Below are 13,874 nucleotides of genomic sequence, written 5' to 3'. Positions count from 1 at the left end.
TTTCGCGGGGGCATGTCGGCAGATCCGGCAAGAAGCGGCTCTGGATCAGGAATCCAGCACGCGAACCTCGCCGCGCGCCAGGCCGTCGAGGGTCCACGATCCGACCCGGTAGCGCACCAGACGCAGGGTCGGGTGACCCACTGCTGCGGTCATCCGGCGCACCTGGCGATTGCGCCCCTCGCGCAGGGTGATGGCCAGCCAGCGGGTCGGGATATGGCGGCGGAAACGCACCGGCGGATCCCGCTCCGGAAGATCCGGTGGATCCATGCGCTCCACCTTCGCCGGGCGCGTGAGGCCATCCTTCAGCTCGACGCCCTCGCGCAGGGCAGCGAGCGCGGCATCGTCGGGCTCGCCCTCGACCTGGACCCAGTAGGTCTTGCTGGTCTTGTGGCGTGGCTGAGTCAGGCGGGCATTCAGGCGGCCGTCGTCGGTCAGGACCATCAGGCCCTCGCTGTCGCGATCCAGGCGTCCGGCCGGGTAGACGCCGGGGATTTCGATGTAGTCGGCCAGCGTCGGCCGCCCCTCGGGGTCGGTGAACTGCGGCAGCACACCCCAGGGCTTGTGGAACAGGACAATCCGGGCCATGAACGGCGCGTCAGTCGCAGCGCAGGGTGACGCGCTCGGCGAAGTAGCGACCGAGGTCGTAATCGACGCTGGCGCCGTAGTCCAGCGCCATCGCGCGCGCCACCATGGCCGGATCCGGGCGCGGACGCTCGAGCTGCGCCTGGCAGGTCGCATCCACCAGGCCGGAGGCATCGACAATGCGCGTGCCGTGCGGCTCCTGGTGCAGGATCTCGATGAAATACGTCGGGTCGTAGACCTTGTACTCCAGCGGCGCGACGGCGGGATCCACGGGGGTCTCCAGCTCCAGCCGGAAGCGGAAGTGCAGCAGCCCGTCCTCCATCGCCATGCGCGGTTCCGCGGCGGCGGCGATGCCGATCGCGTCGTCCGCCACCTGCAGATGGCTGTACCAGCGGTACTCGTCGAGGTTGTCCAGGATCTCGCGGGCCAGCCCCTGCAGGCGCGCCTCCGGGGTATCCCCCGGCTGATGCTCCTGGGCATCGTCGTGGAGGTATTGCCCGTAGGTCGGATCGAAGCGCCAGTGGTGGAGCATGTGGGTGATCTGCCCCGTGGCGTCGCGCTCGAAGCTGACGCGCAGGTCGATCCACGCATGCGGGTGGGCCTGCGCAGCGGCCGGCAGCAACAACGCCATCAGGATCAGGATCGCGGGGAATGTGCGGCTTGCGGTCATGCAGTCTGTCTCGTATCGGCGCCGGCCCAGGCATTGGCGGCGGCCAGCAGCGGTGCATGATAGGTTGGGGCCACCCCCAGATCCCGGAGCCAGACTGCTGCATCCGGGTCGGGGCCCCGGGGCAGCATCTGGTTGACTGCCGGCAGCCCCGGGATCCGGTCGGCGAGACCCGTCAGCCGGCGCGCACGGCGCAGGCGATCGGCCGCCCCGGCGATGGCCGCGGCGACCGCCGGGGCACGGCGGATATTGCAGCGGGCAACCGCCGCCGGGTCCGCCAGGACGGTGTCGAGGTCGCGCAGCCGGCGCAGGATGCGCGCGGCGCTTTTCGGGCCGACCCCATCGATCCCCGGAATGTTGTCGCTGGCGTCCCCGGCCAGCGCCAGCATGTCCGCGACCTGTTCCGGCCGAATGCGGAAGCGCTTCTCGATCCCGCGACGATCCAGGTCGGTGCCGCGTTCCGGGTCATGCAGCCGGTCCGCATCACCCAGAATGACCTGGGTCAGATCCTTGTCCGCACTCTTCACGTCGATGCGATACCCGGCCGCGCGGCCGGAGCGGGCCAGACTGGCGATCAGGTCATCGGCCTCGTATTCCGGGTCGGCCAGGGTCGTGAAACCGAGCCTTCCCAGAAGCTCGCGGATCCGTTCGAACTGCTCGCGCAGCTCCGGCGGTGCCGGCGGGCGATGGGCCTTGTAGGCCGGATCGATGCGGTGACGAAAGCCCCGGCGCAGCCCGGTGTCGAGGCAGAAGGCCACGGGCCCCGGCGCGCAGGCCGGCAACCACTGACAGAGCGAATGGACCAGGCCGTGCAGCGCGCCGCCCGGGCGGCCCTGCGGGTCGGGATCCAGGCCGCGCGCGAACCAGGCACGGAAGACGAAGATGCTGCTGTCGATCAGCGTCAGGGTCGGCCGTGGCACATCCGGGACCGGCGCGGATTCAGGCGAGGCGTTCAAGGTCCTTCCGCACCCCGGCGATCGACTGGTCGAAGGCGGCGCGCTCCGCGGCATTCAGGTCCAGCTCGATCGCCCGCTCCATGCCGCCCTGACCCAGAATGCAGGGCACGCCCATGGCAACATCGCGCTCGCCGTACTCGCCGTCCAGCAGCGCAACGGTGGGCAGCACCCGGCGCCGGTCCAGGGCGATCGCCTCGACCATCTCGGCGATGGCCGCGGCCGGGGCGCCGTAGGCGCTGGAGGTCTGTTTCAGGGCGAGGATCTCGGCCCCGCCGTGGCGGGTCCGCTCGACGATGTTGTCCAGCGCGGCCTGATCCATGAAGTGGTGCAGCGGCACCCCGTTGACCGAGGAATAGCGCAGCATCGGGACCATCGCATCGCCATGGCCGCCCAGTACCAGCGCCTGGATGTCGTGGGTGGACAACCCGGTCTCCAGCGCAATGAAGGCGGCCATGCGCGAAGTATCCAGCACCCCGGCCTGGCCGAATATCCGGTCGCGGCTCCAGCCGGTCTTCTGCCAGGCGCGGTAGGTCAGCACGTCCACCGGGTTGGAGACCACCAGGATGCGGCTCTGCGGGGCATGGACCAGGATGTCCTGCAGGATCAGGTCGAGGATCTCGACGTTCTTGTCCAGCACGTCGGAGCGCGACATGCCGGGCTTGCGCGGCAACCCGGCCGTGATGATCACCAGTTCGGCACCGGCGATCACCGAGGGCTCGTGGCTGCCGCTCAGCCGGGTGTCGAAGCGCAGCAGCGGGGCGGTCTCCTGGATATCCAGGGCAGCACCGGCCGCCGCGCCCTCGCGCACATCCAGCAACGCGATCTCGCGGGCGACATCACGCCGCGCAAGGAACTGGGCGGTGGATTCACCGACGCGCCCGGCGCCGACGATGGCGATCTTCTGCATGCGCTGCTCCTCCTCTGCGGTTGGGGCGGGCTACAGGCGGGCGACCCCGCTGTCGCGGGCAGCCTGACTGATCGCCTGTGGCACGGTATCGATCAGGCGCGGATCGAACGGGGTCGGCAGGATGTAGTGCGGGCCGAACTCGAGCGCATCCCGCCCGTAGGCATCCAGCACGGACTGCGGTACCGGCTCGCGGGCCAGCCCGGCGAGCGCGTGGACCGCCGCGACCAGCATCTCGTCGTTGATGGTCCGCGCGCGCACATCCAGCGCGCCGCGGAAGATGAACGGGAAGCCGAGCACGTTGTTCACCTGATTCGGGCAGTCCGAACGCCCGGTGGCCATGATCAGGTCATCGCGGGTCTCGTGCGCAAGCTCCGGGCGGATCTCCGGGTCCGGGTTGGACAGCGCGAAGACCACCGGCTTCGGCGCCATGGACCGCAGCATCTCCGGGGTCAGCAGGTCCGGACCGGACAGGCCGATGAAGACATCGGCGTCACGGCAGGCATCCGCCAGGCTGCGCGCCTCGGTGTCCACCGCGAAGATCTGCTTGTACTCGTTCAGGTCGTCGCGCTGGCTGTGGATCACGCCCTTGCGATCCACCATGTACAGGTTCTTCTTGGCCGCGCCCAGGCGGACCAGCAACTGCATGGAGGCGATCCCGGCGGCGCCCGCGCCGACGCAGACGATCTTCGCCTCACTGAGCTTCTTGCCCTGGATCTCCAGCGCGTTGACCAGGCCGGCCGCGGTGATGATCGCAGTGCCGTGCTGATCATCGTGGAAGACCGGGATGTCCAGGCGCTCGGACAGGCGACGCTCGATCTCGAAGCAGTGCGGCGCCGCGATATCCTCGAGGTTGATGCCGCCGAACCCGCCGGCGATGCGCGCGACGGTGTTGATGAAGTCCTCCGGCTGCGGGGCGTCCACCTCGATATCGAACACGTCGATATTGGCGAAGGTCTTGAACAGCACGCCCTTGCCCTCCATCACCGGCTTGGAGGCCAGGGCACCGACGTTACCCAGCCCCAGCACGGCGGTCCCGTCGGTGATCACCGCGACCAGATTGCCCTTGCCGGTATAGCGATAGGCCAGCTCCGGATCCTCGGCGATCGCGCGCACCGGCGCGGCGACACCCGGCGAGTAGGCCAGGGAGAGGTCGTCCTGGGTCGCCGTGGGCTTGGTGACCTGGATGGCCAGTTTTCCGGCCGGCTGCTGCTCGTGGTACTCCAGCGCGCGCTGATTGAAATCCTTGGACATGGTGTAGCGGGGCCTTTTTTCGATCGGGAACAAATAAACGGCGTGCCGCCCGGCGCGAGTCCGGGCGACGGGAGAGATCCTTCAGTTGACCGGGTGCGTGGGGACGCGGCTGTTGCGCGCCTCTTCGTACAGTGGCCGGAAGCGATCGGCCATCCGGGTGAGGTCACGCTGGCGCGATTCCGGCGCCGGGTGGGTACTGAGGAAGACCGGGTGGCGCCCGTTGGACTGGGCCGCCATCTTGCGCCACAGGCTCGCCGCGGCGTCGGGGTTATAACCCGCGCGGGCCGCCAGCTCCATACCGATCTCGTCGGCCTCGGCCTCCATCGCGCGACTGTGCGGCAGCTGGACCGCCAGTGCCGCGCCCAGCGCCGCCCCGGTCAGGGCAATCTGCGAACGATCCCCCGTCATGGCGTAGCCGGCAACCGCCATGTTGCTGGCCAGCGCCACCGACATCTTCTCCGCGGTGTGGGCCGACAGCGCATGGGCGATCTCGTGCCCGATGATCTGGGCCAGTTCGTCGTCGGTCAGCTCCAGCTGCTCGATGATGCCCGAGTAGATCGCCATCTTGCCGCCCGCCATGGCGAACGCGTTGATGGTGTCCGGGGCCTCGATGACCACGATCTCCCAGTCCCAGTCCGCGGTCTCGGAGCGGTACTTCACGGCCTGGGCGACGACCTTTTCGGTAATGCCATGCACTCGCGCGGTCATCTCGGGGTCGGCATTGATCCGGCCTTCCTCCCGTGCCGGTGCCAGCATCTCCACATAGGCGGTACGCGAGGCACTGATGGCCTGGCTCTCGGAGACCAGCATCAGCTGCGAGCGACCGGTCACCGGGTTGGTGGTGCACCCGGGGATCGCCACCGCAAGGCCACCGGCAACCAGCACCGCCAGGAGCAGAGAGCCCAGGCGACCGCGGACCGGCCGCCACGACTTGGGAAACGCACGCATTATTCCAGCACCTCGCTAGTCCTCTACCTCGAGATCGAGCGGATGCCGAATGCGCATCCGGAGTCGGTCTCTCCAAGGATACACCTGACCGCGCGCGACCACCGCCTCACCGATCAAGGATTCGGGATCCAGCTCGGGCCAATGATCGCGGTCATCCCCGCGGATCAGCAAATCCAGGGGGCCCTCCAGCACCAGTACCCAGTGGCGCCCGGTCGCGCGCACCGCAGTCACCTCGGCCATCACCCGCAGCCGGCCCTGACGCAGCGCGCCATCCAGCGGATCCAGTACCCGGGCGGGCATGGCCGCCGGGCGCTCCAGCCACAGCCCCCGTTCTGCGGCTCGCGCCTCGGCCTCGGCCGCGTACAGGCAGGCATCCAGCGGCACCGGTCGCGGCCCCGGCCGCGGCATCGCCGCGCCCGCCGCGATCAGATCCGCCGCCAGCAAGGCGCCATCTTCACTCCAGGCATGCATGCGCGGGGTACCTCCCGGGTCCCGCGCGGGGTCCGCGGGGCGCAGCTTCAGGCGCTGCCCCGCCGCAGCCAGGCGGGTTTCAAGGGCTTCACGTATTCCCTCATGCAGGCGCAGATCGCGCAGCGGAGTCAAGGCCTCCGGCAACGGGGCGGCCGGGGCCAGACCGATCAGGCGGATCGTCCGCCCATCGGCCAGGTGCAACCGGTCGAACCCCACGACACGCTCGACCTCGACCTCCTGCAACCCGCGCCGGTCCTGATCCGCCAGCCGGCACTCCGCCGCAGCCATTCCGGCCAGCGGCAGGAGCACGGCCCCCACAACGCAGACGAGGGCGCCCCGCAGGACGCCCTCGTCGGTTCGGACACGGCCCGCCATCGCGGTCACGCACCCGGTCGCGTTGCGCGCCTGACGGCGCGCCGCGGCTTCAGAATGCGAAGCGGCGGTTGAACTTGTCGACCTGGCCGGCGGTATCAACGATCTTCTGCTTGCCGGTGTAGAACGGGTGGCACTGCGAGCACACGTCCACATGCATCTCGTCGCCGGAGGCGAGAGTGGAGCGGGTCTCGAACTGCGTACCGCAGCTGCAGATAACCTTGACGTTGTGGTAGTTCGGATGGATGTCGGCTTTCATGGTCGGCTCACGCAGGTTCTGGCGAAAAGTCCAATAGGATAGCCGGCTCCGGGCCTTCAGCGCAAGGCCGGTTTACGGCGCCATTTGGGCAGGGCATTTGAAATCCAGGCGGCAAACCCCTGAATGGCCACGTGGTTTTGCCCACCGAACAAACTGTGGATAACTTTGTGGACGAATTGTCGCCCCCGGAACGAGACGCTCGCGGGACGTCAAGGGGCGCCGCCACCGATGAGACAAAAAACCCCCGCAACACCTTGATCTCAATTGTTTTACTCTCCGAAAACCACCACGACCCGGCGTCCGTGACGGACACAGGCGTACCCGCTCGGACTGCGGAGACGGCTGTGCATAAAGCCGCGGTCCGCCCTCATCGCCCTGGCGAGTCCGGGACAATCGCCGTGTAGATGGCAGAGTAATCCGCGTCCGCCAGGCCCTGGGCCTGCGCCCGATCCAGCAGATCCGCCAGCAACGGCAACCATGGGCCCACCAGATGGGCATCCTCGACCGCCTGCTCGGTCAGGCGCACATCCTTCAGCAAGTGCTTGACCGGAAAATTGGCCGTGCCGAAGTCGCCGGAGACCATCTTGCCCAGCTTCTTGTCGAAGGTCGGGGCGTACAGGGCGCTGTCACGCAGGATGTCCATGAAGGTATCCACCTCCACGCCCTCGCGCCGCACCAGCCCCAGGCTGAGGGAAAACGCAGCGGTCAGGCTCGCAATCAGCTGGTTGAAGGCGAGCTTCAGAGCCGCCCCCTGCCCCACGGCGCCGACGTGCCGGGGCGTCTCGCCCAGGGCCGCCAGCACCGGCCGCGCCCGGACAAAGTCCGCCTCGCGGTCGGCACCCGCCATGATCAGCAGCCGTCCATCGCGCGCCTCCGGGATGGAGCCCAGCACCGGGGCCTCCAGGTAGCAGGCCCCGGCGGCGCGGACCCGCTGTGCCAGGGCCCGGCTCTCGGCCGGCAGGATGGTCGCCATCTGGATCACGCAGCGCCCGTCCAGCGCCCCGTCCGGCAGCTCGTCGAGCACCGCGCCAATGGCGCCGGCATCGCTGAGCATCAGCACCAGCACATCGGCCTCCGCGACGGCCGCGGCGGGGGCGTTGTGGACGGTGACCCCCTCGGCCGCCAGATCGCTCGCGCGAGCGACTGTGCGGTTGTAGGCCACCACGGGAAATCCGGCCTGCAAAAGACGCAGGCCCGTGGGTTGCCCCATGAGCCCGCATCCCAGCAGCGCCACTCGGGACGCAGTCATGCTGACCCCCTACTTGATCTTGTCGTCCAGATCATCCGTATACCCGAGCAGGGTATGCGGCGGCGGGGCCTCCTTCTGGTACTTGCTCGGCGTGACCGCCTCGGTCTGGTGCAGGCTTCGCCACAGGCCGATCACCATGATCAGCATGATGACGGAGAACGGCAGCCCGACACTGATCGCGGCCGCCTGCAGTGCGGCCAGTCCACCCGCCAGCAGCAGGATGGAGGCGACCACCCCCTCGAGGATGGCCCAGTACACGCGCTGGGTGACGGTCGGGTTACGCACGTCGCCGGAGGCCAGGGTGTCGATGACCAGCGAACCGGAGTCCGAGGAGGTCACGAAGAACGTCACGATCAGCAGCGTCGCCGCCGCCATCACCGCCACGGCCAGCCAGTCGAAGAGCGGCAGGGCCTGGAGGGTGACGAACAGCGCCGTGGACACGTTTTCCGAAACGGCGCCGGCCAGGTCCGCCACGCCGTCGAGCTCGTAGCTCATCGCGGTACCCCCGAACACGGCCAGCCAGACGAAGGCCGCGGCGGTCGGGGCCAGCAGCACCCCGGCGACGAACTCGCGAATGGTGCGCCCGCGCGAGACCCGCGCGATGAACATACCGACGTACGGGGCCCAGGAGATCCACCAGCCCCAGTAGAAGATGGTCCAGGAGGTGGCCCAGCCGGAGTCCTCGATGGTGTCGGCCCACAGGCTCATCTCGGGCAGGGACTGCACATAGACACCGGTGCTTTCCACCAGCAGACGCAGGATAAACAGGGTCGGCCCCATCACCAGCAGCAGGGCGATCAGGATCGCCGCCAGGCCAATATTGAAGTTGGACAGGCGCTTGATGCCCTTGTCCACACCCAGCGCCACCGAGACGACGGCAATCAGGGTGATGATCGCGACCAGGACGATCTGCATGAAGGTGGATTCCTCGATCCCGAACACGAAGTTCAGGCCCGAGTTGATCTGCATGACGCCAAGGCCCAGCGAGGTGGCCACCCCGAACATGGTGCCAAACAGCGCCACCACGTCGACGAGATGTCCCCACGGGCCATAGATCCGATCACCAATGAACGGGTACAGCGACGAGCGGATCAGCAGCGGGAGGTTGTGGCGGTAGGCGTAGTACGCCAGCGACAGGCCAACAACGATGTAGATCGCCCAGGCGTGCAGGCCCCAGTGGAAGAAGGTGTACCGCATGGCCTCGGTGGCCGCCTCGGCACTCTCGCCCTCCGCATGCGGCGGGCTGAGGTAGTGGAACATCGGCTCGGCGATGCTCCAGAACAGCAGCCCGATCCCCATGCCCGCGGAGAACAGCATCGCGAACCACGCGGCGTAGCTGAAACGCGGGGTCTCGAACTGGTCGCCCAGGCGCACGCCGCCGTAGCGGCTGAACATCAGGTACAGGGAAAAGACCAGGAATACCGTCACGACCAGCATGTAATACCAGCCGAGATACTCCCCGATGCCACTTTGGAGCTGCTCGAAGATCGCCTCGGCACGATCCGGGAAGATGGCCCCGAAAGCCACGAAGGCTGCGATTATCAGGCTGGCGGTATAGAAGACCGGGCTGCAGATCACGCCAAAGCCGCCGAGGCGGGTTTGCGTCAGACCGGGGGTGGACTGCTCATCCATTCGGTTTCCCCTTTTGTTCCTGTGGCAAGCGCAAGACCGAGCGGTCCGGTTCCGGAGTTTTCCGGAAGCCGCGCGGGGAGGCGCCCGATGGGCGTTGTCGCGGTAGGTGGGACAGCATCACCGTAGCGAAAGACTCGCCGCACTGCAAAACCGCGACAGGCGTCACGGCCCGCGCGGCCTCACGCCTCGGCGCGGGTCGAATTCCGGGCCAGCAGCAGGGCCCGAGCCTGCCCGCCCTGGCGCTCGCGCTCGATCTGCCAGCCCCCCGCAGCGAGAAAGGCGAGATCCGCCTCGGACTCGAGCTCCACATAAACCCGACTGTCGGCGTGCAGCCAGCCCTGCGCGAGCAGGGCCTCCAGCACCGGCGGGACATGCCCCTGCCCGAACGGCGGGTCCACCAGCACGAGATCGTAGGCAAGGCCCTCGGGGGGTGGGCCGGCCAGCAGGCGCCGGGCGTCATCCCGACGCACGCTGACCTGCCCGGCGCCCAGGGTCTCGCAGTTCGCCTGGAGCTGGGCCGCGGCGCGCGCATCGCGCTCGACCAGCAGCACCGCATGGGCCCCGCGCGAAGCCGCCTCCAGCCCCAGCGCCCCGGTTCCGGCGAACAGATCCAGCACCCGTGCGCCCGGCAACCGGGGCTGCAGCCAGTTGAACACCGTCTCGCGCAGGGCATCGGCAGTCGGCCGCAGGCCGCCCACCGCAGGGACCGGGAGCCAGCGTCGCCGCCAGGCGCCGCCGATGATGCGGATGCGCGCCGGGCGCCCGGCGGGGGCCCGCCTACTCCTGCCCACCCACGATCACCGTGACCATCGCATCCGGGTTGATGCGCTCGCGCAACCGGGCATTCAGTTCATCCAGCTCCACCGCCTCCGTGCGCTCGATATAGCGCTCCAGGTAGTCTAGCGGCAGGTCGTAGAAGGCCATCATCCCCAGCAGTCCGACGATATCGCTGTTCGAGGCCAGCGACAGCGGGAAGCTGTTGACCACGTTCTCGCGCGATGCCTCGAGTTCTTCGGCATCGACCCCGTCGGCGTGCCAGCGCACGAGCGCCTCGCGCAGGGCGGTCACCGCCTCGTCCGCCTGGTCCACGCCGGTCTGCATCCCGATCCGGAAGGGGCCCTCGGCCGCCATCGGCTGCAGGCGACTGCTCACGGAATAGGCCAGACCACGCTGGCTGCGGATCTCCCGAAACAGCCGCGAGGTAAAGCCGCCGCCCCCGAAGGCGTGATTGGCAAGCGTCAGGGCGTAATGATCCTCGTCGCCACGTCGCAGCGCCGGGGCGCCCATCAGGATATGGGCCTGCTCGGAGGGAAACTCGATACGCTCCTCCACCGGCTCGTCGCGCGGCTCCACGGCCGGCAGCGGCTCCGCCGCCGCGCCCTGCGGCAGCGCCGCGGAGATCCGGTCGGCCACCGCCTCAGCCTCCTCGCGCGTCAGGCCACCAGTGATCGCCAGGGCCCCGTTGCCGGTGGTGTAGAAGCGCTCATAGAACGCACGGGCATCCGCCGGCGCCAGGGCCTCCAGGGTCTCGCGCTTGCCGCCCGGCCAGTTGGCGTAGGGGTGGTCGCCATACATCAGTTCGTAGAAGCGCCGGCTGGCGACGCTGCCCGGGTCCTGGCGCTCGCGCTGCAGCCCCTGCAGGGCCTGGCGCCGGGCCCGCTCGAAGTCGGCCTCGGGGAAGGCCGGCGCGGCCAGCACGGCGGTCAGGGTCTCCACCGCGGTATTCATCCAGTCCGGCTCGGTCAGGCTGCGCAGGCTGACGATGGCCATGTCGCGCAGCGAATCGGTGCTGAATTGCGCGCCCACCGACTCGAAGCGCTCGGCCAGTTCGTCCGAATCCATCTCCTCCGTGCCGTGGCGCAGGGCGCTGCTGGTCAGCGAGGCCAGGCCGTGCTGGTCACCGTCGCGCGAGGCGCCGCCGTCGAACGTAAGACGCAAGTCGACCATCGGCAGGTCCGGCGCGGCCACATAGAGCACGCGCAGGCCCTCGTCGGTCTCCCACTGCTCGATCTCCACCGCCTGGGCCGGCAGCGCCAGAGCCAGCAGCCACACGAAGGCCGTCAGCCATCCTGCACGCATCATCTTGCCTCCCGTCATCACATGCCCCCCGCGGTTTCGCCATAGGGTTGCGCCGCCCCCGGATCGGGCGGGTCTTCGCCATCCAGGGGCTGCGGGTCGAGGATCCCGACCGTGCGGCGCTGCGGCACCAGATACTCGCGGGCCACGCGCTGCACGTCCTCGGCGGTGACCGCCCGCACGCGCTCGACGAAGCGATCGCCTTCCTGCCAGCCGACCCCGATGGTCTGCAGCATGCCCAGCTGGAAGGCCTGCGAGCGCACCGAATCGCGCTGGTACACCTCGGAGGCGATCACCCGCGCCTGCACCCGCTCGAGCTCGCTGTCGCTGACCGGCTCGTCCTTCAGGCGCTCCACCTGTTCCAGCAGGGCGGCCTCCAGCGTGTCGACGTCGGTATCCGCCGTGGGCACGGCCGCGATCAGGAACAGGTCATCCAGCCGGCTGAAGGGGCTGTAGCGGGCCGACGTCGCGCCGGCCAGCTCCTCGCCGCGCACGATCTCGCGGGCAAAGCGCGAGGCCTCGCCGGAATCGAGGATCCCGGCCGCCACCATCAGGGCATAGGCATCCACCGGATCCTCGACGGTGTTCAGCACCGGAGTCTTCCAGCCCATCATCAGGTAGGGGAGTTCGGCCGGGGCCTCCACCGTGATACGGCGCTCGCCCTTCTGCGGGGTCTCGCTGCGCGGCTTCGCCTCCGGCAGCTCCCCGGCGGGGATGTCGCCGAAGTGCTCGCGGGCGGCGTCGATCACCCGCTCGGCGTCGACATCGCCTACCACCACGACGACCGCGTTGTTGGGGTGGTAGTAGCGGTCGTACCACGCCTGGTTGTCCTCCAGGGTGTAGGCCTCGATGTCGCTCATCCAGCCGATCACCGGGTTGCCGTAGGGGTGGTTGAAAAAGGCGGTGGCCATCAGCTGCTCGCGCAGCAGGGCGTTCGGCTGATCCTCCACCCGCAGGCGGCGCTCCTCCTGGACCACGCTCAGTTCCGGGCGGAACTCGTCTTCCTGCAGCTTGAGGTGCTGCATGCGTTCCGCCTCCATCGCCATCACCGTCTCCCAGTGATCGCGCCCGATCACCTGGAAGTAGCCGGTGTAGTCACGACCGGTAAAGGCGTTCTCGCGTCCGCCCAGGCGCGAGATGATGCGCGAGAATTCGCCCGGCTCGTAGCGTTCGGAGCCGCGGAACATCATGTGCTCCAGCATGTGCGAGATCCCCGTCACACCGCTGTGCTCGTCGGCCGAGCCGACCCGGTACCAGACCATATTGGCCACGACCGGGGCCCGCCGGTCCTCCAGCACCAGCACCGTCAGCCCGTTGTCCAGCGTGGCCTCGACCACGTCCGATTCGATCTCCGGCGGCGCGGCCGACCCGACCGCCGGCCAGGCGCACACCAGCGCTGTAATGAGCACTGTGACCAGTTTTTTACCGCGCATGATTCATGAATCCTCGTGCTAGCATTGGCGAACTCTCTACTTGACCACATCGAGCATGTTCGGTTTCCGCAAGAAGAAGTCCGAAGACTCCACGGCCGCCCCGCCGGAGACGGCGAACGCCGAGCCGGAAAAGCCCGCCCGCGGGGGCTGGTTCCAGCGCCTGCGCCAGGGCCTGGCCAAGACCGGGCAGGCCCTGGGCGGCGATCTGGGGTCGCTGTTCCGGCGCAAGATCGACGACGAACTGTTCGAGGAGCTGGAAGAACGCCTGCTCCTCGCGGACGTGGGCCTGGATGCGACCCAGCGGATCATGGATCGTATCACCCGCGAGGTAAAACGCGGCCAGCTGGATGATGCCGAGGCGCTGATGGACGCCCTCGAGGCGGCCATGATCGAGATCCTCGAGCCGGTCTCGCAGCCGCTGGAGATCCCGGAGGCCGAACGCCCATTCTCGATCCTCGTGGTCGGCATCAACGGCGCCGGCAAGACCACCACCATCGGCAAGCTGGCGCACCACCTCCAGGCCAACGGCCGCTCGGTGCTGCTGGCGGCCGGCGACACCTTCCGCGCCGCGGCGGTGGAACAGCTGCAGACCTGGGGCGAGCGCAACAACGCCCCGGTGATCGCCCAGGGCACCGGGGCCGATTCCGCATCGGTGGTCTACGACGGGCTGCAGGCGGCGCAGGCGCGCGGCATCGATGTGATGATCGCGGACACCGCCGGGCGCCTGCATACCCAGACCAACCTGATGGACGAGGTGCGCAAGGTAAAACGCGTGATGGGGCGGCTGGACGAACACGCCCCGGACGAGGTCCTGCTGGTGGTGGATGGCGGAACCGGGCAGAACGCGCTGAATCAGGCGCGCGAGTTTCACGAGGCACTGGGCCTGACCGGGATCGTGGTGACCAAGCTGGACGGGACCGCCAAGGGCGGCGTGCTGTTCGCGCTGGCCGAACAGCTGGGGGTGCCGGTGCGCTTCATCGGGGTCGGGGAGAAGGCCGAGGACCTGCAGGTCTTCGATGCGCACGCCTTCGTCCGCGCCCTGCTCGGCCGCGACAGCGACTGACCCGCTCC

At 68.7% G+C, this 13,874-nt stretch carries 14 protein-coding genes; 1 reads left to right on the top strand and 13 read right to left on the bottom strand.

Features of this window, described 5'->3' with window-relative positions:
- Positions 1-45: 45 nt before the first annotated feature.
- The 13 genes from F627_RS0101045 to F627_RS0100985 form a co-directional block, all read right to left on the bottom strand.
- The gene (locus F627_RS0101045) at positions 46-585 is read right to left on the bottom strand and encodes a pseudouridine synthase (protein ID WP_018867776.1); all 540 of its coding nucleotides are present in this window, start codon (positions 583-585) and stop codon (positions 46-48) included.
- Positions 586-595: 10 nt separating this feature from the next.
- Positions 596-1,252, bottom strand: coding sequence for a DUF1007 family protein (locus F627_RS0101040; RefSeq protein WP_018880884.1), 657 nt, complete (start codon positions 1,250-1,252; stop codon positions 596-598).
- Positions 1,249-2,205, bottom strand: a complete 957-nt coding sequence (locus F627_RS0101035; protein WP_019583028.1) for a 5'-3' exonuclease H3TH domain-containing protein — start codon at positions 2,203-2,205, stop codon at positions 1,249-1,251. Before F627_RS0101035 ends, F627_RS0101040 begins: the two co-directional genes overlap by 4 nt.
- Positions 2,189-3,112 (bottom strand): malate dehydrogenase, encoded by a 924-nt coding sequence (gene mdh / locus F627_RS0101030; protein ID WP_018867773.1) that lies wholly within the window; start codon positions 3,110-3,112, stop codon positions 2,189-2,191. The genes F627_RS0101035 and mdh overlap by 17 nt, the downstream gene beginning before the upstream one ends.
- A gap of 30 nt (positions 3,113-3,142) precedes the next feature.
- Complete coding sequence (locus tag F627_RS0101025) at positions 3,143-4,363, bottom strand: malic enzyme-like NAD(P)-binding protein (RefSeq protein WP_019583027.1); 1,221 nt, start codon at positions 4,361-4,363, stop codon at positions 3,143-3,145.
- Positions 4,364-4,444: 81 nt separating this feature from the next.
- On the bottom strand, positions 4,445-5,311 hold the full coding sequence (locus F627_RS0101020) for a M48 family metallopeptidase (RefSeq protein WP_018867771.1): 867 nt from the start codon (positions 5,309-5,311) through the stop codon (positions 4,445-4,447).
- Positions 5,312-5,326: 15 nt separating this feature from the next.
- Positions 5,327-6,157 (bottom strand): hypothetical protein, encoded by an 831-nt coding sequence (locus tag F627_RS0101015; RefSeq protein WP_019583026.1) that lies wholly within the window; start codon positions 6,155-6,157, stop codon positions 5,327-5,329.
- 49 nt (positions 6,158-6,206) lie between these two features.
- A complete protein-coding gene (gene rpmE / locus F627_RS0101010; protein WP_018867769.1) occupies positions 6,207-6,413 on the bottom strand; it encodes a 50S ribosomal protein L31 in 207 nt (68 codons plus the stop codon).
- Positions 6,414-6,780: 367 nt separating this feature from the next.
- Complete coding sequence (locus F627_RS0101005; protein WP_081630696.1) at positions 6,781-7,662, bottom strand: NAD(P)-dependent oxidoreductase; 882 nt, start codon at positions 7,660-7,662, stop codon at positions 6,781-6,783.
- A 9-nt stretch (positions 7,663-7,671) separates the two neighbouring features.
- Positions 7,672-9,294 carry a BCCT family transporter gene (locus F627_RS0101000; protein WP_018867767.1) on the bottom strand — a complete coding sequence of 541 codons (1,623 nt, stop codon included), beginning with the start codon at positions 9,292-9,294 and terminating at the stop codon, positions 7,672-7,674.
- A 179-nt stretch (positions 9,295-9,473) separates the two neighbouring features.
- A complete protein-coding gene (gene rsmD, locus F627_RS0100995; RefSeq protein ID WP_026331987.1) occupies positions 9,474-10,085 on the bottom strand; it encodes a 16S rRNA (guanine(966)-N(2))-methyltransferase RsmD in 612 nt (203 codons plus the stop codon).
- Entirely contained in the window at positions 10,072-11,376 is a 1,305-nt protein-coding gene (locus F627_RS0100990; protein ID WP_019583023.1) for a pitrilysin family protein, read from the bottom strand. The genes rsmD and F627_RS0100990 overlap by 14 nt, the downstream gene beginning before the upstream one ends.
- Before the next feature lie 14 nt (positions 11,377-11,390).
- Positions 11,391-12,803: a pitrilysin family protein gene (locus tag F627_RS0100985; protein WP_026331986.1), complete on the bottom strand. Its 1,413-nt coding sequence runs from the start codon at positions 12,801-12,803 to the stop codon at positions 11,391-11,393.
- 55 nt (positions 12,804-12,858) lie between these two features.
- Here F627_RS0100985 and ftsY point away from each other — a divergent pair, with 55 nt between their 5' ends.
- Positions 12,859-13,866, top strand: coding sequence for a signal recognition particle-docking protein FtsY (gene ftsY / locus F627_RS0100980; protein ID WP_019583021.1), 1,008 nt, complete (start codon positions 12,859-12,861; stop codon positions 13,864-13,866).
- The last annotated feature ends 8 nt before the right edge of the window (positions 13,867-13,874 follow it).

This window comes from Thioalkalivibrio sp. ALE16, assembly GCF_000381305.1.
Lineage (GTDB): Bacteria > Pseudomonadota > Gammaproteobacteria > Ectothiorhodospirales > Ectothiorhodospiraceae > Thioalkalivibrio.
Note: the sequence above shows the minus strand (reverse complement) of the source record. Positions and strands in the feature narration are given on the sequence as shown.

Excerpts from the sequence above, each read along its gene's own strand:
- mdh (WP_018867773.1), bottom strand. The coding sequence starts at position 3,112 with ATGCAGAAGATCGCCATCGTCGGCGCCGGGCGCGTCGGTGAATCCACC.
- rpmE (WP_018867769.1), bottom strand. The coding sequence starts at position 6,413 with ATGAAAGCCGACATCCATCCGAACTACCACAACGTCAAGGTTATCTGC.
- F627_RS0101000 (WP_018867767.1), bottom strand. The coding sequence starts at position 9,294 with ATGGATGAGCAGTCCACCCCCGGTCTGACGCAAACCCGCCTCGGCGGC.
- ftsY (WP_019583021.1), top strand. The coding sequence starts at position 12,859 with ATGTTCGGTTTCCGCAAGAAGAAGTCCGAAGACTCCACGGCCGCCCCG.
- F627_RS0101040 (WP_018880884.1), bottom strand. The coding sequence starts at position 1,252 with ATGACCGCAAGCCGCACATTCCCCGCGATCCTGATCCTGATGGCGTTG.
- F627_RS0101005 (WP_081630696.1), bottom strand. The coding sequence starts at position 7,662 with ATGACTGCGTCCCGAGTGGCGCTGCTGGGATGCGGGCTCATGGGGCAA.
- F627_RS0100990 (WP_019583023.1), bottom strand. The coding sequence starts at position 11,376 with ATGATGCGTGCAGGATGGCTGACGGCCTTCGTGTGGCTGCTGGCTCTG.
- F627_RS0101025 (WP_019583027.1), bottom strand. The coding sequence starts at position 4,363 with ATGTCCAAGGATTTCAATCAGCGCGCGCTGGAGTACCACGAGCAGCAG.
- F627_RS0100985 (WP_026331986.1), bottom strand. The coding sequence starts at position 12,803 with ATGCGCGGTAAAAAACTGGTCACAGTGCTCATTACAGCGCTGGTGTGC.
- F627_RS0101045 (WP_018867776.1), bottom strand. The coding sequence starts at position 585 with ATGGCCCGGATTGTCCTGTTCCACAAGCCCTGGGGTGTGCTGCCGCAG.
- F627_RS0101020 (WP_018867771.1), bottom strand. The coding sequence starts at position 5,311 with ATGCGTGCGTTTCCCAAGTCGTGGCGGCCGGTCCGCGGTCGCCTGGGC.
- F627_RS0101015 (WP_019583026.1), bottom strand. The coding sequence starts at position 6,157 with ATGGCGGGCCGTGTCCGAACCGACGAGGGCGTCCTGCGGGGCGCCCTC.